Here is a 23,024-nt window from a genome sequence, read left to right on the forward strand (position 1 = left end):
CCTATTATTTACTGCATTTTCAACATCTACTTGACACCTTTTTATAGCTACTTAACGGACCTTTGAGCTTACTTAACGGCGTTATTCTCATACTTAACACTTGATTTTTCCTATTATTTACAGCTTTTTCAGCATCTACTTAACACCTTTTTATAGCTACTTAACGGACCTTTAAGCCTACTTAACAGCGATATTTCAGGACTTAACACTTGATTTCTCTATTATTTACTGCATTTTCAGCATCTACTTAACACCTTTTCGTAGCTACTTAACGGGCCTTTTAACCTACTTAACGGATAATGCTACTTACTTAACAGCACCCTATGTTAATGATTTAATTCTAGCGTATATCCTCAATGGTGGTAACCTTTAAATTATCATAACTACCTTCCACCACATGAACATCTACATCACTACAAACTTCCACAAGCTGTGCATCATCAGTTGCTTCAAATTGTTTTTCAATTGCCAATTCATGACATTTTAGAATAAGTTCAGTAGAAAAAGCCTGTGGAGTCTGCGCCTGCCATAATAAACTTCTCTGCAATGTTTTCACAACCTTGCCATTTTCCACCTGCTTAATCGTATCTTTTGCTGGTACCATTAATAAACAGGCATCATGTTCTTTCAAGCATTCCAATAAACGATTAATACAATCCATACTTAACCATGGTCTTGCGCCATCATGTATCAAAACATATGGCATCGTTGTTTTTAATAATCCATGATATACCGATTCCTGTCGTGTTTTTCCCCCAATGGTAAAAGTGATTCTATCATTAATTAATAGCTTTTGATACTGTTCAATATCCTGTTCACTTCCTACAACCACAACCTGTTCACATCGCTGATCATTCAAGAAAATATCCACCGTTGTTTCCAAAATTGTTTTTCCATTATCAAATTGATATAACATTTTATTATATCCAAGTCCCATACGGGAACCACTTCCTGCTGCCACAATTAACGCTGTATATTTCATTACATATCCACTCCTTAAGTAACATTTTATCATAAAATAATCATTCAAACATAAAATATATGAAAAACATAAAACTCATACAGAAACTTCACTTATAATGTGATAAAATAAGGCGTAGAGAAAGGTGGATAAACATGTTTGATACAAGAAGAAAAAAATTATTGGAATCATTACCATCACATTCCATAACCCTGTTTTTCTCAGGGAAAGCGCCTTATAAAATAGGCGATGAGAAATATGAATTTTCAGTAGACCGCAACTTTTACTATTTAACCGGATTAGATCGTGAGAATATGGTACTTGCGCTATTTAAAGGCGAAGATTTAACAGAAGAATTATTGTTTATTGAACAATATGATGAAGCCCAGGCAAAATGGGTTGGCGGGAAAATGTTTCCCGATGAAGCATCAGAAATCAGCGATATTGAAGAAATCTATTGGGTAGAAGAAATTATGGAAATACTTGGTTCAAGAATTTCTCGTTTATATGACCATGAAGAACGTGTCCAGGTATTCGCAGACTTCACAAAACAAGAACCATATCAGGAGGATCGTGCATCTTTTACTTTCTGTCGTGAATTATTGAAACTGTATCCTTATATAGAGTTACGTAATGTCGCAGAAAAAATCACACGTTTACGTCTAATTAAAGATGATATTGAAATTGAACAATTAAAAGAAGCAATTCGTGTCACAAATGAAGGCATCCTACAGATGATGAAATATGCAGAACCAGAAATGGGTGAACACCAGATTGAAGCTTATTTTGACTTTGTGTTGAAATCAAATGATTGTGATCACAGTTTCCCTTCTATTGTGGCAGGTGGTGCAAATGCGACTGTTCTACATTATAGTGACAATAATCAATATGTGGATGACAATGAAATGGTACTGTGTGATTTAGGTGCATCTTATGAATATATGTGCGCAGATATCACAAGAACGTTCCCGGTAAATGGTAAATTCACAAAACGTCAGCGTCAGATTTATGATATCGTATTAGCTGGCAACAAGTATATTATGAGTCTTGTAAAACCAGGCTTAACCCTTCGTGGATTAAATAATGAATTGATTCGTTTCTATGAACAAGAACTTGGAAAGATTGGTTTATTAGATGAAGAACACAGTGTTCAGGATTACTACTGGCATGGAGTATCCCACATGCTTGGCTTAGAAACACATGATGTAACTTTATCCAATTATCTATTAGAACCAGGCAATGTCTTTACTATTGAACCAGGTTTATATCTGGAAGAAGAAGGTATTGGTGTTCGTATTGAAGATAATGTGTTAGTCACAGAAGATGGATGTATCAATCTATCAAAAGATATTATAAAAGAAGCTGATGATATTGAAAAGTTTATGCAAAGTGTAAAACAGGAGTAGGCTTATGAAAAACATTATAAACGAATTTAAAGAATTTATTATGCGTGGTAATGTGCTGGATATGGCAGTCGGTGTCATTATTGGTGGTGCCTTCCAGAAAATTATCGGTTCTTTGGTAAATGATGTGATTATGCCAGTCATTTCCCTTGTGACAGGTGGTGTGGATTTCTCTAATTGGTTTATTGCGTTAGATGGTCATCACTACGCTTCTCTAGCTGAGGCACAGGCCGCAAAAGCTGCGACACTAAATTATGGTACTTTCATTACACAGGTCATTAATTTCCTGATTATGGCATTTGTCATCTTCATGATGGTAAAGATTATGAATACCCTTGCGAATAAAGTGAAGAAGCCTGTAGAAGAAGTCGTGGAACCAGAAACCAAAGTTTGTCCTTATTGTATGAGTGAAATTGATATTCATGCGACCAGATGTCCTCATTGTACATCGAAGCTAAGTGAATCTTAATCATAAAACACACGGAAAATATGACCGTGTGTTTTTTATAATTTGTCTTAAGTGTACAAAATGTGTAAGCTTTACACATTATACATATGAAAAATGTGGTAATCTTACACATTTTCCATAGATATATAAAGTTAACACTTATTTTCCTTATAAAACAAGATGCTGTATTATATCATCTCTATCAATTCTCTTACACGTTTCGCTAATGTTTCAATGATGAAAACCACTGGTACCTGAGTTGTCACATTGAAGGTTTCTTCCATACGAAACTCTGGCATATAATAATTAAATGTATAATCACACATTCTTGCCAGGGTACAATCTTCCTGATTGGTGATTGCCACACTCATACAGTTTTCTCTAAGAAAAACATTCATCATACGAATTGGCTCTATTGTTTCTCCACTCACTGACAATGCAATGATACAGGAATGTTCACAACTGCCATTCGCTATTGGCGTAAAAGGATCTTCGATACAAAAAGAAAACTTACCATAATTATTAAATATGCGTGCTCCATACTGTCCTAATAATCCGCTGGTGCCAATGCCAATAAAGATAATTTTATCGCATGTGACAATTTTCTGCGCGACTTCTTCAATCTTTTCATAGAAGGAAGGCTGATTGATTTTATGAAAGAAATCCAGCATCAAAGAAATATCGTGATCACTGCGCAATGTTTCATTTTTTTGAAGATATAGTTGAAACTTGATTTTAAATTCCGCAAATCCATTACATCCTGCCTTCTTACAAAAACGTAAAATTGTGGTGGTAGATACATGTACCTCATCTGCAAGCTCCCGGATTTTCATATGCAATACCTGTTCCTTATGATGCATGATATATTCATAGATTTCCATTTCTAATTCATTCATACTTTTTAACTGTTCAATCGTCAACATTGCTTCATCACTCACTTCCATCCTCTATTTTACGATATATAAAAGATAAGGGAAAGTCTTTTTGTAAATTATAGAAAAAGAAAACTGCCAGGATTATTCATCTGACAGTTTCATATTTTGATATTGATAATAGGCACCAATTAAATTAGCATCATTACGGAATGCACATGGTACGATTTCTGGTACATATACTGGCTCATTTTTCGCAATCTGTGTAAATGCTGCTTTTACTTCTTCAATCAGTTTTGGCTGGGCTGAGATCCCACCGCCAATGGCAATGACTTCCCCATCATAAATTGCCTGTATATTAAACAAGGCAACGGCTAATGATGTCGCATATTCTTTTAATGCAGCGATTGCTTTTTCATTTCCTTCATTTACCAACTGGAAGAATGCTTCCCCACTTAGCTCTTCATCTGTTTCAAGATAGCGCTGTGCGATTTCACGTAATCCTAAGATACCGCTTATTCGCCACCAGTTATAGGTTTCTCCGATCGGATGATGTACGTTCATATGCAAAGAAGAAACTTCTCCAGAACTGAAATGTTTTCCATTATATACTTTGCCATCTTTAATCAAACAACCACCAATTCCAGTGCCAAGAATAATCACAATAGCATCCTCAACCCCCTGTAAAGCACCATAGCCAACCTCTGCGATAGCAGCACATTTGGCATCATTGCCAATCCATACAGGTATATGATATCGCTCGCTTAACTCTTTCGCAAACGGACGGTTTTCTAAATAACGTAGTGCTCCCCCAGTATAGGCAAAGCCATGCGCACTGTCAATAACTCCTGGCATAGATATCGCAAGTCCTTCCACTTGGCTTCCATAACGCTTCCAGATATCATCTAAACATGTGAATAATGCATCCATTCCATCCATCGGTGTTTTCACTTTATCACGGGTAATAATCGTATGTTTTTCATCCATTACCGCGATTTTGATACTGCTTCCCCCTATATCCAGTACTAAAAGATTCATGATAGATCTTCTCCATTTGTTTTGATTACTTTTTGATACCAGTAGAAAGAATCTTTTCGAGAACGATCAAAGCTTCCTGTGCCATCATCCTGTTTATCTACATATATGAAACCATAACGTTTGCTCATCTGTCCCGTGCTTGCGGCCACAAGATCAATGCATCCCCATGGGGTATAACCCATTAAATCTACACCATCTTCATCGACTGCTTTCTTCATCTGTTCAATATGTTTACGTAAGTAGTCAATACGATAGTGATCATGGATTTCACCATTTTCTTCTACTTTATCATATGCACCTAAGCCATTTTCCACAATGAACAATGGTTTGTGATAGTGATCTGTAAACCAATTCAAAGCATAACGTAAGCCGACAGGATCTACCTGCCATCCCCAGTCACTTGCTTCTACATGTGGATTTCTTACTAAATCATGTGATTCATCATAATCATAGTAGATATTTTCTGCCTTTTGTTTAATCGCAAAGGACATATAATAAGAGAATCCGATATAATCCACACAGCCTTTTTTCAAGACTTCTAAATCTTCTTTTGTGACATCCATATCAAAGCCTTTACGTTCCCACAGTTTTGTGATATTTGGTGGATATTTGCCAAATACATGCACATCTGTGTAATAATAACGTTTTTCCATGGCTTTATGTGCCATTAAGATATCTTCTGGTGCACAAGAATATGGATAGATAGGACACATAGCAATCATACATCCGATTTTAAAGTTTGGATTGATCTGATGTCCGATTTCGATTGCTTTGGCACTTGCGACAAGCTCATAGTGGGATGCCTGATACATTACCTGTTCACGATGATCCTCTGGTGTATAGATAATGCCAGAATCTCCATAGATACTGCCTTCACTATTATAGTTTGCCTGGTTGTTGATTTCATTAAATGTCATCCAGTATTCTACTTTATCTTTATAGCGTTCAAAACATGTTTTCGCAAATTTCACAAATAAATCAATCAATTTACGATCACGCCATCCACCATACACTTCTACTAAATGATATGGCATCTCAAAGTGGCTTAAGGTAATGACTGGCTTAATGCCGTGTTTTAAACATTCATCAAACATATCATCATAAAACTTTAAACCTTCTTCATTTGGTTCTTCTTCTAAACCGGTTGGATAAATTCTTGTCCATGCAATAGATGTACGGAAACATTTAAAACCCATTTCCGCAAACATTGCGATATCTTCTTTATAGTGGTGATAAAAATCAATAGCTTCATGATTTGGATAATATTCACCTTCTACAATACCATTGGTAATTCTTCTTGGGGTATCCTTCGTGCCGCCTGTGGACACATCCATAATACTTACACCTTTACCAGCAACGTTGTAAGCACCTTCTAATTGATGTGCTGCCACAGCACCTCCCCATAAAAAGTCTTTCTTTAAGCTCATATTTACACCTCATTTCTAAATGGCTTCTACTTGTGTATGCGCTAGATAATCATGGATGGCACATCTGTTTTTTGTAAACAGTAGACATGCGATACTGGCAATCGTTAATGCATAATGTATATAAGTAATGGTAGATAGCATTTGATCACTTGCAAAACATACCAGCTGATAGATCAGTGGTGATATTGTATAAACACTGCCTTCGATCACAATAATGCCAATGATTTGACGTATACATAACGCCCGCCATGAAATCTGTTGTTTTCCTTTTTCTGTAATTCTTAGTTTCATCAATTTCTTTCCAAGTGTCTGCCCATTCATACGATAAGGAAGTACCACATAATATAAGCATGCGATGATGAGGGATGCGAAAAGTGTGATACATGCACTTGTAAAGGGTAGTACACGGATATCTAATATCGTGGATTGTTGAGGAAAGTATTGATAATATGCGATAGAAACAGGAAGAGATACAAGAATACTTCCTAAGTACCAGTCAATGGCAAATGCCACAAAACGTCTGATGTGTGATGGTGAATGTGCAGAAATACTGCCTGCCTTTTGGCGCAAAGAGATTGTATTCATATACCTCATCCTTTCTCATATTTTATGTTATAGACCGCTCATATCGAATGCGTCGTCATCATCTTCCTGTGCTTCTAATTTTGCAGCGGCTTTTAAATTCGCAACAGCTGCGGCTTTCACGAATGGAAGATAGATCAATGTAGAAATACCAACACATAAGATACCAACAACCAAAGATAAGTAGTTTGTACCACCTGATCCTAAGAATGGAATCAAGAATCCTGGAGTTGTCCATCCTACATCCACTGCCACTGGTGGAATAATTTCAAAGACAGAAACGCATAGGTAACCAAAGATATTACAAATCACTGGGGCTAAGATAAATGGAATGACATAGATTGGATTCATAACGATTGGTAAACCGAAAATTAATGGTTCATTGATATTGAATAAGCCTGGTGCAGTCGCAAGTTTTGCGATTTGGAATTGTTGTTTATCTTTACGTGCAACTAAGTAAATAGCGATGATCATACCCAAAGTAGCACCAGATCCACCGGTATTACCGAATGCATCGTTGATACCAGCCCATGTGATTGGGAATGGTGTACCAATAGTAGTCCCATTTGCGCCATAGTAAGCTAAGTTATCAATACCCTGCTGAGCAAACATTACAGTACGAAGAGCACTCAATGTATTTGGTCCATGGATTCCCAGTACCCATAAGAACTGCTGTACAACGGCAAAGATCAGGATTGTGAAGATATTTCCACCTAAAGATGCGAACGGTGCCTGAATTGCGTTATAGATGACATATTGGATTCCACCATCCGCTAAGAATGAGAATAGATAGTTTAGGAAAGATGATCCCATCAGGATGATAATGATAGGAATCAATAAGTTGAAAGACTGTGCAACTGCTGGTGGTACAGCCTCTGGCATTTTAATTGCCAAACGTTTGTTTTTCTGTAAAGCTGTTAGGAATTCTCCTACAAGCAGACCCACAAGCAATGCGACAAACAATCCCTGTGCCCCCATGAAGTTCATTGGTAATGCGTTACCCACGTTTTCCACATTAACATAGTTTGGATAGATGATGAAGTACGTACCAATGGCAGTAACTCCGGATAATACCTGATCTCCTTTCTTTTCCCCTGCCAGCTTATATGCTGTTAAGAATACGATCAGGATAGACATAATGTTGGCAGTACCATTTAGTACTGGTGATAAGATTGCCTGAAAATCAGCTAAGTTAGGTATCAGATCTCCCAAATGTAAGATTTTAGCGATAAAGCCATCTGGTGAAAGTATTGCATAATTGATTAATGTGATAATTGATCCAGCCAGTGTCAGCGGGAATGCCAGTGTGAAGGCATCACGTACAGCTGCGACATGGCGTTGTGCGTTAAGTTTTGCGGCAAATGGAACTAAGGTTGCTTCCATTTTTGACTGCATGGTTTCCATTACACTCATAAATTGTTCCTCCTCATTTTTGTTATTGTTTGGCCCAAACTTCAAAGAGTATGTGGTACATATTTCCTTGACACGCATATTATAACGAAGTCCCTTTTGTTTTGAAAGGGTTTCCAAGCGTAAAAAAACAGGGCAAATTTCCCTGTTATTTGTTACAATGATGTAACATAGTGTTACACAGCTTCTGTATCGCGATTTCTTTGTAACAGCTCGTGTGCCATCATCTCTATCAGATAGACTGCTGGAATCTGTGATGAGAAGTCTGTTTGAGGCTGTGTAGCACGATATTTTATATGATAGGCAATTGTTAAATCCGCTAGTTTACATAAAGTCCCAGAAGATGTTGTGGATATTGTTATCATGGTACATCCTTTACTATGATATCCTGATACCTGTTGAATCATTTCTTTGGTTTCTCCTGATACACTTAATATAATAATCACGGGATTGCCTTTAATACATTTGGTGTTGTAGAATGGATCATCCTGACATAATGCATAGGTACCGGCGTTTGAAAAACAGCGTGCGCCATAATGTGCAATACCACCAGAATTACCAATCCCCACAAAAATCACAAAGTCACTTGCTTCAATGATATCCGCAGCTTCTTCAATCAGCTCTTTATAATATGGAGTATCTAATTTTTCCACACACTCCAAGATCTCTTTGGTATGATACATTGTGGTGGCTGTATGCTCTTGTTGATGACACCAGTATTTAAAGGCATTATAGTTCTCTAAACCAATCTTTTTCACAAAACGTAAAACAGTAGCTGTGGAAACATCACAAGCCTGAGCAAGTTCACGGATACGCATATAGCCTGCTTTTTCTTTGTTGGCTTCTACATATTGATATACCTGCAGTTCTTTTTCATTAAAGCTATTGATAATTTCTTTACTTACCATGTGTATGATCTCCATGATTTTTATGGTGCTGGATATGATAGCTGCATTCCATTAATACCGTATCTGGTAGTAAGCGACAGGCAATACGACTTACTTTCATCAAGATACCTGGCACTATCAACAGATGATGGCAAAACATTCCCCAAATCGCAGTTGCGGCCACTTTTTCACTGGAAGTTCCCTCCATCAGGAATGCCACATTGGCTACCTGATCAAATTCGGTTTTTACAGGTCCTGGGCATAATACAGAAATAGATACATGACTGCCTGCCTTGCGTAGTTCTTTATGTATGGCCATGCTTAAATGTAAAACATAACTTTTTGTGGCATAATAGGTTGCCATTAAAGGACCTGGCAAGAAGGCCGCAGAGCTTGCGACATTTAAGATATAGCCATGATCACGCTGTTTAAAGTCTTTTAAGAAAAGCTTTGTCAGAATATGCAAAGCTGTAATATTGGTATCAATCATAGTAATATCTTTACTTAATTTTGTTTCATCAAAGTTGCCATAATCACCTAGTCCTGCGTTATTGATCAATATATCAATTTGTTCATTTTTTAATCGTTCATACAGCAAGATACAGTTTTGTTTTTTAGAAAGATCCAATACCATCGTATGTACAGGAACATCAAGTTCCTCTTTTAATTCTCCTAATCGCTGTGCTCGTCTTGCGACCAGATACAATTCCACACCCATATTCGCAAGTACTCTTGCCATATCACGACCAATTCCACTGCTTGCACCTGTGATTAATGCTTTCATTTTTTCACCTTCCTTTAATATTTGATTCTTCATCTGTTTTACTGCCCGGTACACATATTCGTTTTACATGCGGACATTATCTTTAAATGATTAGCCCAGCTCGATTGTGTCACCAGTGGGGACACTTTTTCATTATTTTATAAAATTCATAAAACTGTTTCATTCTATAAAGTCCACGGCGATTGAATCCTTTTCATTCTGAATACTTTTTGTAAAAAAATCAGCTAATTTCTGTACAAAAGCATCTTCGTATGTGGTATTTTCGCATTGTAAACTAATGTATTTACCAATATCTTGATACATCAAAATTCATTCTTCATTTACTTTATGATATGCGCGTTCTTTTGCGGTTTCAATGATATCCACAATCTTTTGAAACTGCTCACCATCAGGCATGAATTCTTTCATCGTTTATACCTTTCTGCATTTTGATTTTCCTTATTAAATAATAAAAGGCAACACCATAGTCGCTAATCCCAGAAACAGAAAGAACCCCATCACATCGGTAACGGTTGTCACAAAAACACCGCTAGCTAATGCAGGATCTACATGGCATTTCTCTAGGATGACAGGAATAAAGTACCCCGCAAGGTTCGCTAAAATCATATTTAAAAACATCGCAATGCCTGTGACCAAGCCAAAGATTGGATTGCTCTCCATCCACATCGCACCAAGCGCTACAACACTGCCGATCACGATACCACTTAAGATACCAACACCAAGTTCTTTCAAAAGAATTTTCATGGCGTTCTCTTTGGTCAATTCACCAAGAGATAGCCCACGTACGACAATGGTCAATGATTGTGTCCCGGCATTTCCACCCATTCCTGTCACAATTGGCATCACGGTGGCAAGTGCTACAACTTTAGATATTGTCGTTTCAAACATGGAAACAGTTGCGGCTGCTAGTACTGCTGTAAACAGATTGACAATCAGCCATGGAATTCTGGACTGGAAAGATTCTTTTAAGGTGGAATCCACACGTTCTTCTTTATTGACACCACCTAAATGGTGGATATCTTCGGTATTTTCTTCCTGAATGACATCCATGATATCATCAAATTCAATAACACCCAGCATGTGATTTTCTTCATCCACAACTGGCATTAAAATGAAGCCATACTTTTCAAACTTATGTGCGACCTGTTCCTGATCTTCATCATATTGTATGGTGATAACATTGGGATTGGTAATAGAAAGCATGGGAGTATCAAAAGGACTTGTGACGATATCACGCAAAGAAACAACACCCTTCAATACATCATTTTTATCGACAACGTATAGATAATAAGTTGTTTCTTCATCAGTATTTTTCTGTAAAAATTCTAAAGTATCTTTCACGGTATTTTTCGCAAAGATACGGATATATTCTGTCGTCATGATACCACCAGCACTGTCTGGCTCAAATTCCAGCAGCTTCTTGACATCATCACGATCGTCTACATCCATTTTATTTAAAATGTTTTCTGCTTCATCTTCTTCTAACTCACCAATTAAGTCGGTAATTTCATCACTGCTCATTTCATCCAGAATATTACGCTGGCGGTTGTCTGAAAATTGTTTTAAGATTTCATATTTATCTTCATCTTCTTCTTCCTCAACGATATCCGCTAAAATATCATCAGGAAGCCTGTTTAAAACAGCTTTCGCATGTTCTGGGTCTTCGTGAATTAAATCCAAGATGTCCGCAGGATGTATCGTATCAATAGTATCTTGTAAATCCTTTGGTGTTCCATGCAATAAAAGCTCTAATAGATTATCTTTTGTTATTTGTCTTTTCATATTGTTCTCCTTTTTTGTTTAAAAAGGATCATATTATATGCGATGGTGGCAAATGATCCTGGGATGATGCTTTTGAGGTTTTCGAATTGGGTTCAGGTTTCATTTTTACCACCACTCTTTCCAGGCTCATTGTACCACACTTATGCATGAAAATACAGGAATTCTCCTAGGCTTTCACGATTTTTTTACGAAGATGCTTACCTACCTCTTTTAAGGAGCAATTACTTTCCACAAGCTCTAAGATTGCATGTTCATCTAAAGATTTATTCCATTTCTTTAACAGCTCTTTAACTACTTGTACACGCTCCTTTTTATTTAAATCTTCAAACATAAACACCTCATCAACCATAGATAAAAATTCCTTCCCCAACATGGCTTCATATCCTTGTGTATTCGTCTGATCTTTGGAAAAGCCAATATTTCCCTGCAGCACAAAAGCACCTGTCATGATGATAATCGCATGGGCTAAAGTAGCTTTTACCCCCTGTGCTTCTAGTTCTCCTTTTTCTATGCTTTGCGCAAGATATTGTAAGATTGTATTTGTTGCCATATGCAGGTTGATCACATGTAAAATACCATAAGGATTTCTTCTGAGTTTTGCGATGACTTTAGGTAAAACACTATCCAAAGCTGCGATATCAAGTTCTATGATTTCCTGATCATTGAAATATATCCGGTTAAATTCTTTAATCAATGTATGTTTTCCCACACCGCTGTTTCCCACAAACAACCATACGCCAAGTGGTCTTGAAGAAAGTACGCCCTCTTCAATCCATTTTAATTGATGCATCAGTTTATTTTTTACATCCTGTTGTCCTATCAGTGTTGTATCTAATTGAACACGGACTTCCTGTAAACGATTCTTAGATGCAAGTGGAATATTGGTTAACTTTTCCACAACCTCTTTGATCATCTGTTCTTTTACACACTTTGTCTGACTAGTTTTTGCCATGACACAGGCCAGATCCAAAACATCGATGGCTTTATCTGGAAACTTTCTTGCGGGCATATAATAGTCACAATACGTTACCATTCGTTCCAGCATTTCTTCTGGAATCTTTACATGATGATAATCTTCATATTCCTTGCGCTTAGCCTTTAACATCAAAAACGCTTCTTCTTTTTTAGGTTCTTTAATCATAATAATCTGAAAACGACGTTCCAATGCACGATCTTTTTCTATATATTTCTCATATTCATCTATTGTGGTAGCGCCAATGCAGCGAATCTCTCCGCGTGCCAGATATGGCTTCAATACGCTGGAAACATCAATACTTCCTTCACTTTTCCCAGCGCCGATCATCTGATGAATTTCATCGATAAATAAAATAACATGTGGATATTTCTTCAATAATTTGATAATATTTTGAAGTTTTTCCTCAAAGTCACCACGATACTTCGTACCAGCTACTAGAGTATTTAAATGCAGTTCATAAATAACCGCATCCTGTAATGCAGGCACCATTTTGCGCTTGATCATACCTGCCAGTTTTTCCACCATCGCAGTCTTGCCTACGCCAGGCTCTCCAATTAGTAAAGGATTGGCTTTATCTTTACGGGATAAAATATCAATCATAAACTGAAGCTCCTCCTGTCTGCCACAGATATCCATATTATTGCCACAGGTATTTAAATTTCTTAGCTCTTCTACCTTATCTAGTTCATGGATCTCTCCATTCTCTAATTCCCGCAGTACACTTTCTTCTTCTAAATCATAACGATGCAATATCTCAATTGCGACACATGAAGATGTCTGAAGCAATGCAACACTTAATGCACGAACATCAATGCATTGCATAGAACGTTTGACAGAAAGACTTCTTGCACGTTCCAATATATCATCCACTACCTGTGTAATGGCAATCTCACTTACTTCCTGATCTTTTAGACCAAATAATACCATTAAATCTTCTTTTAACTGAAAATAAAATAACCCATTGGAAGATAATATCTTAGAAAGAGGGGTACTTGTATCTTTTAAAACTGCCAGCAGTACATGTTCACTGCCAATATAATTGTTTCCCATATCCTTCGCTTCTTTTCGCGCATCCTTCATGATATTGGAAACCTGTTTATCCAGGCGATAATCCATAAAATCACTCCCATCATTTACAGCATATGCTTTCTCGACTTCGCTTTTGTTAGTATTGCCATTTTCTTTTTTCACATGCAATACTTGTTGTATTTCTTGTGAAAGCCATGGTAAAATGAAATAAGAAAGTGGTGATAGTGTGAAAAAGGATATTCGTGTACGCCCTGGAAAAGGACAATCTATATTAGGGCTGGTTGTAGGATGTATTTTTGTATGTATTGGTATATTTATTGTTGTGCCAACATTTGGATTGTTTGGATTGTTATGGACTGGTATTGCGATTGCCATCACTGCAATCAATGGAATCAATGCCTTCAGTGATAAAGGAATTGCGACTTCTCATATTGAAATACAAGAAGATCATGAGGAATACAAATCATCAAATTCCATTGAAGATCGATTAAAGAAAGTGGAGGACCTTTATCAAAAAGGATATATCACAAAAGAAGAATATGAGAAAAAACGCAGTGATATTTTAAATGATATATAAAAAAACATAAGCATATCTTGCCATATTTAGGGAGTCTATCTTAAGGGCTTCCTTTTATATAGGATAAATAGCCTATGTTTACTTTTTCGTACTTTCGATAAACCAGCGATTTCTCTCATAAAACAAGTTTCTTACACGACCTTGAATTCTGCATTTATACAATATGCCACATCCACCCACCACACTGGAAGCCTTTCGGATTTCTAAAATCCGCTCTATTGGATATTCCACATTGTTTTCCCATATCAATACCTTTGGCATCATAACTCCTTCCTGATCAATATGAACAAGCATATCCACGTAGCGTTTATACAACATCAGAAGAAGGATACCGGGTGAATGATATGGTCGTGTTTAGGATCAAAGTCAGTTAATTTCTGATCAAGCTTCATGCTGCACCGCTGTATTTTCTCAAAGCCAAATTTATTTCTTATCGCATCCATGGTTTCCTCCAGTACTAATTGTTTTTCTCTTTGTTTTTCACTGGTAAACAGATTCATTTGAATATATCCATCATCTTTTCTAAGTCCGCTGATGGATACTCCAATTGTTCGAAGTGGTATCTGAAAATCATAATGCTTTTTCAATAGATCTAATACAACCGGCATGATTTCCTCACATAAATTGGTTGGCTGGGTAATTGTTTTCTGCCTTGTAAAGCTGATAAGATTCGTATTTCTTAACGATAGATGAATGACATTCCCTTTTAATCCTGATTCACGAAGCCTGGATGCAACGGACTCTGTCAATACATAATATATTAATTTCGCCTCTTCAAAACTGACGATATCTTTCACAGCTGTTATAGCATTTCCAATTGATTTTATTGGTGCCTGCTCTGTGGTTTTGGCGACAGGAGTTTCATCCCATCCATTCGCAAACGTATGTAAGATCTCACCCACCTTGCCAAAATGCTCACTCATAAATCCACTTGGAAGACTTGCAAGCTCCCCAATGGTATAGATTCCACATGCTTCTAATTTAGAAGCTGTACTTCTTCCAATATATAACAGCTCAGAAACTGGAAGTGGCCATACCATCTGTTTATAATTAGCCTTTGTGATCTCCACAAGCCCCATATGTTTTACCATATCACTGCCCAGTTTTGCGAATATTTTATTAAAGCTTACCCCAATCGATATGGTAATACCGAATTGTTGAAGAACCTTTTTCTGAATCATACGGGCAATGCTTACCCCATCGCCATATAACCGTGAACTTTCACTGACATCCATCCATGCCTCATCCAATCCAAAGGATTCTACACGATCGCTAAACTGACGATAGACATCTTTAATTTGTTCAGTATAATACAAATATTCTTCATAATGAGGATGAATGATGGTAAGTTGTGGACATTTGGCATAAGCTTCACGCAGTGACTCGCCGGTTTTTATATGAAATGTTTTTGCCAGGTCATTTTTTGCCAGGATAATACCGTGCCGTTTTTCTTCAAAGCCACCAACAGCCATTGGAATATGGCGTAAATGTGGATTCTTCATTTCTTCAATTTGTGCATAACAATGATTGATGTCACTATGCAGTATGATACGTTCCATGTCGATCACCTCAGCGATATTATAAGGGATTTGTTCCAGAATACAATAGATTTTGGAACGTTTACAGGAATTACCAGAGGTCTTAGAGGTAATTTGTTCCAATGCTTGTATATGAAATATGTGTATGATATCCTTAAAAACAGGTGATGATATGGAATTAAAAGAAATTATACAATATTATCGTAAGAAACATGGATGGAGTCTGGAAACAATTGGGGATTATGTCGGTGTATCGAAATCTACCATCAAACGTTGGGAAGATGGAGAAAGCAAGCACATACCGGAAACAAAATTAGAAAAGCTCTCCGAACTTTTTGGCATTAATGTATCTGCCTGTATTCATGGTACGATCAAGCCGATCTTAGGATATGTAAAGGCTGGATATGATTTATATGCTGAAGAAAATCTATTGGGATATGAAGAAGTCAGTAAATGCGATGCAGGACTTGGCGATTATTATTTAAAGGTACAAGGGGATAGTATGAATGGCTCTAGAATTTATGATGGAGATCTGGTATATGTAAAAAGCTGTCAAGATGTTAAAAGTGGCGATCTTGCTGTGGTGTTGATTGATGGTCAGGAGGTCACGATAAAAAAAGTCATTAAGAAAAAGGATACGGTAATCTTGATGGCAAGCAATCCTGCCTATGAGCCAAGGATATTTATAAAAGAGGAAATCAGGCGATTAACAATTCTAGGAAAGATCTTACATGTAAAAGTGTATTTCTAGGTATGAAAAACAAAAAACAGCGCATCCTTTAGATAACATACGAGGAGGAGAGCTATGTACGCAATCAGAAGTAAGAAAACAAATCGATGGTTTCAGGGAGTAAATTCAAGTGTTGGACGCTGCAGTTCTCATCATATCATTCTAGATGAAGAAATCCCGGCCTTATTTAAAACAAAGGACAGTGCCAGAATTGAATTATTAAGTGACTGTTTGAATGTAAATGCATTTGATATTGTTGAGGTTGATTTACAGGTAAAAGAAGATGTTGCTTATTTAGGGTAAAAGAAAAGATGCGTGTATAAACGCACCTTTTTATTTCTTTTGATTAGATATCCATGAATTTTTGAGCAGCAGTCACGATTGCCATTTTGAATACTTCTTCAGCGTTGCATCCTCTTGACAAGTCATTGATTGGTGCATTTAATCCCTGCAGGATTGGTCCAATTGCTTCATACTGACCTAAACGTGCCGCAATCTTATAACCGATATTTCCTGAATCAATGTTAGGGAAGATAAATGTATTGATATTGCCAGCTACTTTTGAATCTGGAGCTTTTAATTTTGCTACTTCTGGTGCGACTGCACAGTCGAACTGAATTTCCCCTTCTACACCGAAATCTAAAGGCATACGTTTTAAACGTGTTGCAGCTTCGTTTACTTTTGCAACGCTTGTACCTTTTGCTGAACCTAATGTAGAGTAAGATAATAAACCAACTCTTGGTTCAATACCGAACTGACGTACTGTGTGTGCTGTCTGTAATGTGATTTCTACTAAATCATCAGCAGTTGGATCGATGTTGATAGAGCAGTCACCCATAACAAGTGTTTCTGCATTGTCCTTCATTAAGATAAAGCAGCTGGATACAATAGAGTTACCAGGTTTTGTTTTGATCAGCTGTAATGCTGGACGTACTGTATCTGCAGTTGAGTATGTAGCTCCTCCTAACAGACCATCTGCACAACCTAATTTTACATACATTGTACCAAAGAAGTTAGTTTTTAAACATGCTGCACGAGCCTGCTCTTCATCCATCTTACCTTTACGAAGTTCGATAGCTTTGCTTACCATCATATCCATGTTTTTATATTCAATTGGATCTAATGTTTCAATACCTTCAATATCCCATCCATGTGCATTTGCAGTCCCCATAATTTCTGCACGGTTTCCTAATAATACAGGAACCAGGATATCTTCTTTATGTAAACGGATAGCCGCTTCCAAGATACGTGGGTCAGATCCTTCTGTAAAAACGATTCTTGTTCCCTTGCCTTTAATTTTTTCAATCAGTGTGTTAATCATAATACTTATGTCCTCACTTTCCTAATACCATAGTTTATTATATACCAATCATAAGCTTAAAAAAAGGATTTTTTCACAAATGAAAAATTTCACAATCTTTTCCAGCGTTTTCCTGTATAAATATAAAGAATTTCGTAGAAAACCCTGCTATATCTACATAACAGGGTTATTTTTTAACTGCTATTCTTCAGATTTTTTCTTGTTTGTGTACAATAACATAAATGCACCAGAGATACATAAAATGATAGAAACGAATCCATATAAGTTATTTACATGATTTGCAGTATCCTTGATGACATCTTTATTGTTTGTGCTAGGTGCCATATTTTTATCATTGATAACAATGACATAATCAGATGCATGAGAGAAGCTAACAACTACATTTCCGTTTTCGTCAATCTTTCCAGCATTCATATATACCATCTTGCCATCACTGTCATAATAATATAGATTACCATATTTTCCTTTATATTCGTTACCAACGTTAATTTTCAGATTTGCTTTAAATCCAAAATTACCATTGTGCGTTAAGGAAAGTTGTTTGACTGGATTATCTCCTGCCAGCTCTTTTACGATATTGCTAGGCACTGCATGACTATCCATCTTGACTTCTAGGTTAATATCTTTAAGATTGCTTGCTAAGATATCCTTTCCGTTGATTTCCCAAGTGTAGCCCCCCATATTCAATTCTACAACAACATCTTTACCTTTTGCGGCTTCTAGTACTTCTGTAGGTACGACTGTCGCATTACCCATGAATACTTCAATTTTCTCTTCTTTATCGGCTTTTGCGATTTCTTCTACGATTTTGTTTGTTTCTTCTTTTGGTAACACAATTACTTTATCCGTTGTTGATCCAGAAGTTCCTGTATCTGTTATTTCTTTATCAGGTTCTGATGGTTTATCAGGCGTGATTGGTTTTTCAGGTTCCACTGGTGTTACCGGTTTATCTGGAGTATCAGGCTTCTCTGGCTCTTCTGGAGTATCAGGTTCATCAGGCTGATCAGGAGTAACTGGGGTGTCTGGTTCGTCTGGAACATCTGGTGTTTCTTCTTCGATACCTGTTCCTATTCCATAATAATAAAGATTACTTGTGACCATAATCACATCACTTTCAGGACCTTCATACCATTCAATATCTTTCATATTAAATTCAGGTACCTTAATTTCTTCACCATCATCCGCGACAGTAATATAATCTACGCCAATTTCAAAACCAGTTGTTCCTCCACCAGGACCTATACTTGAATATGGTTTATTTCTATCATAAAGTACAAAACGAACTAAATGATTTTCATAATCTGCGTCATATTCAAAAGATTCGTAATTAAAAACTGCTCGATCCATTGTATTATCAGCACTTTCACCTGTTGGAACCCATTTTGCAAAGCGTAATCCTTCATAAGAATTCACTTCATACTTAGATAAAGAGTCAAACGCTTCACTTCGAAGCAATGTTTCTTTTACAAATTCAGTATTCGTTTGCCATGTTGTTTCACCATCTACATTTATATAAGTATAAGAACCTTGTATCACATTCAAATCTTTAAATTTCGCATAAGCTTGTATAGAATAGTTCCAAGGTTGAAATGGTATTTCTTCATTCAAATCAATATTAGGGTCAAAACCAGAATATACCCATTTATCAAATTGTTTGCCTGTATATAAGTCATCAACATTAGGTTCATACTTATCAAAAAGCTCTTGATATGTCATATCAGTAGGTACCGTGATTGTTTCACTTTGCCATGAAATATCTTCATCTTTATTTACATATGTTGTACTAAAATTTATAACATTCTTATCATAAACTGCAAAGAAGTTAATATAGAAATCTCCTAACATCTCTTTTTCACCATTATAAGGATTATTATCATCATCCACCCATTTTACAAATTTTAAATTTTCAAAAGATGTACTTCCATCAGGCATTTTTATATCCATATCTTTAAATTTTGTATGTCTCTCTATATCATTTAATTCCTGTCTTGAAACTCTAAAATAATCTCCATTCTCATCCAATGCATAGAAACTAATATTTAAAGAATACGTTGGAGTAACATAATTGTTGTCATTGTTTACTTTAATATAGTAAGGATTATAGTCACCGATAAAATCATATAAAGCAACACTATTGCCTGATGTATCCCAAATACCTAAATAATCTATATACCATTCACATGGATATGTTTTGGAATCAATTAACCAATGACCAATAAATTCATCTTTGTTTTCATCATATTTTAAATCTACTCTATGTTGAGATGGATAGATACTTGCTTCAGCTTGAAATAAAAGAAAAGTATCTTCTTGAGTCCGTAAAGCTACATTATCGCTTACTTTAATATGTATTTGAATATCGTCACCAGGCTTTACAAATTCGCCTTGTTTATCCATGACAATTGATTCAATCTTTGGATTTTCTTCATCTTTGTCACCTTTATAATCAAAGAAAATTGTATCCATTTTATCATAACTTATATCAATTCTTTCTTCATCATGCGCATAGATTTCATTTAGAACCCAATGCCCTCCATAGAAATACAGCAAGGAATCATATGATTCATAAACATTGGAATCCCCTACTTTATGACAAGAAAGGCTACTATATCTTTCTTTTTCTTTGTTATAAAACTCTAAATTAATTGAAGAGAAGTATTTACTGTCTTCTTCTGGTACAGTAATTGAAATATGGACTTGATCTTTATCTGTTAAAGTTTGCCCATTTTCTTTAAATTCCAAGCTTTCGACTTTACTATGTTTAAGATTATTGTTTTCTCCACCAGAAATTAAGAAATAATATTTCTCAGACTCATAAATTTCAGTTAAATTATGATTTTTATCGACAGCGTAAATCCTATTGATTAAAGCTTTGTCATAGCCACCATTAATCACAGGAATTTTACCTTCATACAGCTTTGTAACTTCATTATAAACTAAAGTTATTTCACTCCCATTATAATAATTATCATCATCACTTTGAGTATAATAAATATTAATTTTCACAAAGTCAATTCCGCTTTCTGCATCATAAGCTTTGATTGAGATAGGTACTTCTTCTCCAACTTCAAAAGTTTTCCCAGCTTCAAAATTAATGTCTTCTATAACTGGCTTTGTGACATCAATACTTTTGATATTAGACAGCTCAGCATTATTTTCTTTTTCTTTGACTTGTTCCTGTGTATTTGTTTCTTCTGTTTGTGGTGTTACTGTCCCTTCTTCTTCTGCGTAGATTGCATATGGCAAAACTAATGTAAACATCAATCCCAGCGACAATGCAAAAGCGCCCGCCTTTTTAATTAGCGGAATCTGTTTTCTCATCCTCTTTTCCTCCCTTGTTTTTTAAGAAAACTATATTATAAATACCAATTTAGGTACTCATAAACGTGTATAAATGGACTTTCCTTACATAATTAATTATACACTTTTATTTATTAAAAGCAATATCACGCATACATCACAATGAAAAAAATGATTTTTCTCATCATCAAAAAAGCCATGAAAAAAGATGGACATTACATCCACCTTTTTAACTTTCGTTTTTAATTACCCAATAATTTTCTGAGCGCGTAAAACTTCTTCGATAGCAGCGATAGCAGCTTCTTCGTCATCCCCGTTACAAGAAATAGTGATTTCTGACTGAGTAGGGATACCCAAAGACATAACACCCATGATTGACTTCATGTTTACTTCGCGTCCTTTGAAAGATACGTTAACTTCGCATTTGAATTTGCTAGCAGCGTTAACAGCTACAGTAGCAGGACGTGCGTGTAATCCAACTGGGTCGATAACTGATACAGTGATTTGTTTCATTTTATATTCCTCCTATAAACAACTTTTTAACATACTCTATTTTAAACCATTTTGATACCACTTACAATGCCGAAATTGCTTTTTTTCAATAAAATCTTCATTTTTTTGCTTTATCAACGCTTACATCAGACTTTTAAGAAATTTTTGTTAAAAATTCTTCAATATCCATGACTGGAATATTGTGTTGCAACAAGAGTTGTACGAATTTTCCATTTCCTTTTGTAAGTTTTTTTGAAAATGTTCCATCATAAACTATGCCTTTTCCACAGCTTGGAGAACGTGATTGCGTAATCACTAAGTCTACTTGATTCTCTAAAATCTGATCAAGTGCTAATTGTGCACCTTTCTCAAATTGTGCAGTAACATCTTCCTGCAACGTGTTTATAACTTTATCATTCACGATTTCACTACAAGCTCTTGGAGTTGGTAAACCACCTAGTACTTCAGGGCAAACAAGAATATAGTTTTTGTCTTTCATAAAAGATATCAACTTTTCATTTCCATTGTTTCCACCACTATATTTACAATTGACTCCCATCAGGCAGCTACTGATTGCATATTTCATAATTCATTCTCCTTCACAAACACAAATTCTCTTTCATTACTTAATTCTTTCATGAACCGATAGCCTTCCTCATTAAATTCCTTTACGCCTTCTAACGCTTCAATCTGGTTGGTTGATAAATAATGAATCATCGCACCTCTTGCCATTTTAGCTTGTGTAGATTCCACTTTTAATTTTCCCTGTTTTCTTATTTTGAAGGTTAATGTGATATAGGAATCATCAGGAAGATATGGTAGCACCGCTTTCTCATACTCTTTACTTGCCATATTCAAAATAATTGGTAGTTCTTGATTAGAAAGCTCTTTTTGTAAAGTGCTAGCGATGGTATCCTTCCAAAAATCATAGATATCTTTACTGTCATTTACAGGCAGTTTAGCCTGCATTTCCAGACGGTATGGATAAATACTGTCTAATGGTTTAATTACTCCATATAGCCCTGATAAGATACGTAGATGCTCTTGTAAATAAGCAATTTGTGATTCATCTTGTATGTTCATACGTTGAAACTGTAATCCTTGATAGGTGAATAATGCATAGCTTCCATTTTTATCAAAATGAATATTTCGATAACGCTCTAAATTCTCTAAAGCAATTTTCTCATTTACCTTCATTAAAGTCATTATTTTATCTTTGTTTAACTTACATAATTCTTCTAAAATCATCTGACTGTTTTTTGATAATATAGGTAAATCCTGTGGTAAACGTTCTCTATACCACTTCATCTGTTTCGTAGGTGATACGATGATTAGCATAATAATCACTCCTAACAATCCCTATTATAATGTAGATATTTATTAATTACAATTCTTATCATTATATGGTATTAAAAAGTATGATTCGAATATGATAATGTCTTAATGAAACCAAATTGATTTTGTCTT

22 protein-coding genes are annotated in these 23,024 nt (G+C 35.9%); 5 read left to right on the forward strand and 17 right to left on the reverse strand.

Annotated elements, in window-relative coordinates; genetic code table 11:
- Positions 1-340: 340 nt before the first annotated feature.
- Positions 341-982, reverse strand: a complete 642-nt coding sequence (gene ispD / locus DW114_RS19595) for a 2-C-methyl-D-erythritol 4-phosphate cytidylyltransferase (RefSeq protein ID WP_117455849.1) — start codon at positions 980-982, stop codon at positions 341-343.
- A 134-nt stretch (positions 983-1,116) separates the two neighbouring features.
- Here ispD and DW114_RS19600 point away from each other — a divergent pair, with 134 nt between their 5' ends.
- A complete protein-coding gene (locus DW114_RS19600) occupies positions 1,117-2,367 on the forward strand; it encodes an aminopeptidase P family protein (RefSeq protein ID WP_117455851.1) in 1,251 nt (416 codons plus the stop codon).
- A 4-nt stretch (positions 2,368-2,371) separates the two neighbouring features.
- Positions 2,372-2,833, forward strand: a complete 462-nt coding sequence (gene mscL, locus DW114_RS19605; protein ID WP_117455853.1) for a large conductance mechanosensitive channel protein MscL — start codon at positions 2,372-2,374, stop codon at positions 2,831-2,833.
- Between the two features lie 167 nt (positions 2,834-3,000).
- Here mscL and DW114_RS19610 read toward each other — a convergent pair whose 3' ends face one another.
- From DW114_RS19610 to DW114_RS19655, 9 genes are all read right to left on the reverse strand, one after another.
- A complete protein-coding gene (locus DW114_RS19610) occupies positions 3,001-3,750 on the reverse strand; it encodes a MurR/RpiR family transcriptional regulator (protein WP_158552361.1) in 750 nt (249 codons plus the stop codon).
- Positions 3,751-3,828: 78 nt separating this feature from the next.
- Complete coding sequence (locus DW114_RS19615; protein ID WP_117455857.1) at positions 3,829-4,722, reverse strand: ROK family protein; 894 nt, start codon at positions 4,720-4,722, stop codon at positions 3,829-3,831.
- Positions 4,719-6,149: a 6-phospho-beta-glucosidase gene (locus tag DW114_RS19620; protein WP_117455859.1), complete on the reverse strand. Its 1,431-nt coding sequence runs from the start codon at positions 6,147-6,149 to the stop codon at positions 4,719-4,721. The genes DW114_RS19615 and DW114_RS19620 overlap by 4 nt, the downstream gene beginning before the upstream one ends.
- A 15-nt stretch (positions 6,150-6,164) precedes the next feature.
- Positions 6,165-6,734, reverse strand: a complete 570-nt coding sequence (locus DW114_RS19625) for an RDD family protein (protein WP_158552362.1) — start codon at positions 6,732-6,734, stop codon at positions 6,165-6,167.
- 27 nt (positions 6,735-6,761) lie between these two features.
- Positions 6,762-8,144 carry a PTS sugar transporter subunit IIC gene (locus tag DW114_RS19630; RefSeq protein WP_117455863.1) on the reverse strand — a complete coding sequence of 461 codons (1,383 nt, stop codon included), beginning with the start codon at positions 8,142-8,144 and terminating at the stop codon, positions 6,762-6,764.
- A gap of 173 nt (positions 8,145-8,317) precedes the next feature.
- The gene (locus DW114_RS19635; RefSeq protein ID WP_158552363.1) at positions 8,318-9,049 is read right to left on the reverse strand and encodes a MurR/RpiR family transcriptional regulator; all 732 of its coding nucleotides are present in this window, start codon (positions 9,047-9,049) and stop codon (positions 8,318-8,320) included.
- The gene (locus DW114_RS19640) at positions 9,039-9,812 is read right to left on the reverse strand and encodes an SDR family NAD(P)-dependent oxidoreductase (RefSeq protein WP_117455867.1); all 774 of its coding nucleotides are present in this window, start codon (positions 9,810-9,812) and stop codon (positions 9,039-9,041) included. The genes DW114_RS19635 and DW114_RS19640 overlap by 11 nt, the downstream gene beginning before the upstream one ends.
- A gap of 441 nt (positions 9,813-10,253) precedes the next feature.
- The gene (gene mgtE / locus DW114_RS19650; RefSeq protein ID WP_117455869.1) at positions 10,254-11,594 is read right to left on the reverse strand and encodes a magnesium transporter; all 1,341 of its coding nucleotides are present in this window, start codon (positions 11,592-11,594) and stop codon (positions 10,254-10,256) included.
- Between the two features lie 166 nt (positions 11,595-11,760).
- Positions 11,761-13,686 (reverse strand): AAA family ATPase, encoded by a 1,926-nt coding sequence (locus DW114_RS19655; RefSeq protein ID WP_117455888.1) that lies wholly within the window; start codon positions 13,684-13,686, stop codon positions 11,761-11,763.
- 139 nt (positions 13,687-13,825) lie between these two features.
- On the opposite strand from DW114_RS19655, the gene DW114_RS19660 reads away from it, so the two are divergent.
- Entirely contained in the window at positions 13,826-14,176 is a 351-nt protein-coding gene (locus DW114_RS19660) for an SHOCT domain-containing protein (protein ID WP_117455871.1), read from the forward strand.
- A 78-nt stretch (positions 14,177-14,254) separates the two neighbouring features.
- Here the strand turns inward: DW114_RS19660 and DW114_RS19665 are convergent, their stop codons facing one another.
- Entirely contained in the window at positions 14,255-14,440 is a 186-nt protein-coding gene (locus tag DW114_RS19665; RefSeq protein WP_233509623.1) for a hypothetical protein, read from the reverse strand.
- Between the two features lie 53 nt (positions 14,441-14,493).
- Positions 14,494-15,735 (reverse strand): DNA polymerase IV, encoded by a 1,242-nt coding sequence (locus DW114_RS19670; protein ID WP_117455875.1) that lies wholly within the window; start codon positions 15,733-15,735, stop codon positions 14,494-14,496.
- Positions 15,736-15,886: 151 nt separating this feature from the next.
- Between DW114_RS19670 and DW114_RS19675 the strand changes: the two genes are divergently transcribed.
- Complete coding sequence (locus tag DW114_RS19675; RefSeq protein WP_117455890.1) at positions 15,887-16,465, forward strand: LexA family protein; 579 nt, start codon at positions 15,887-15,889, stop codon at positions 16,463-16,465.
- A 54-nt stretch (positions 16,466-16,519) separates the two neighbouring features.
- The gene (locus tag DW114_RS19680) at positions 16,520-16,747 is read left to right on the forward strand and encodes a hypothetical protein (protein ID WP_117455876.1); all 228 of its coding nucleotides are present in this window, start codon (positions 16,520-16,522) and stop codon (positions 16,745-16,747) included.
- 43 nt (positions 16,748-16,790) lie between these two features.
- Here the strand turns inward: DW114_RS19680 and pta are convergent, their stop codons facing one another.
- From pta to yaaA, 5 genes are all read right to left on the reverse strand, one after another.
- Complete coding sequence (gene pta / locus DW114_RS19685) at positions 16,791-17,765, reverse strand: phosphate acetyltransferase (protein WP_117455878.1); 975 nt, start codon at positions 17,763-17,765, stop codon at positions 16,791-16,793.
- 180 nt (positions 17,766-17,945) lie between these two features.
- Positions 17,946-21,086, reverse strand: coding sequence for a hypothetical protein (locus DW114_RS19690; RefSeq protein WP_117455880.1), 3,141 nt, complete (start codon positions 21,084-21,086; stop codon positions 17,946-17,948).
- Positions 21,087-21,311: 225 nt separating this feature from the next.
- On the reverse strand, positions 21,312-21,578 hold the full coding sequence (locus DW114_RS19695; RefSeq protein WP_117455882.1) for a phosphocarrier protein HPr: 267 nt from the start codon (positions 21,576-21,578) through the stop codon (positions 21,312-21,314).
- A 133-nt stretch (positions 21,579-21,711) separates the two neighbouring features.
- The gene (locus tag DW114_RS19700; protein WP_117455884.1) at positions 21,712-22,143 is read right to left on the reverse strand and encodes a DUF523 domain-containing protein; all 432 of its coding nucleotides are present in this window, start codon (positions 22,141-22,143) and stop codon (positions 21,712-21,714) included.
- The gene (gene yaaA, locus DW114_RS19705) at positions 22,140-22,895 is read right to left on the reverse strand and encodes a peroxide stress protein YaaA (RefSeq protein WP_117455886.1); all 756 of its coding nucleotides are present in this window, start codon (positions 22,893-22,895) and stop codon (positions 22,140-22,142) included. The genes DW114_RS19700 and yaaA overlap by 4 nt, the downstream gene beginning before the upstream one ends.
- Positions 22,896-23,024: the final 129 nt, after the last annotated feature.

Source organism: Absiella sp. AM09-50, assembly GCF_003433845.1.
In the GTDB taxonomy this organism is placed as follows: Bacteria; Bacillota_I; Bacilli_A; order Erysipelotrichales; family Erysipelotrichaceae; genus Hoskinsella; species Hoskinsella hominis.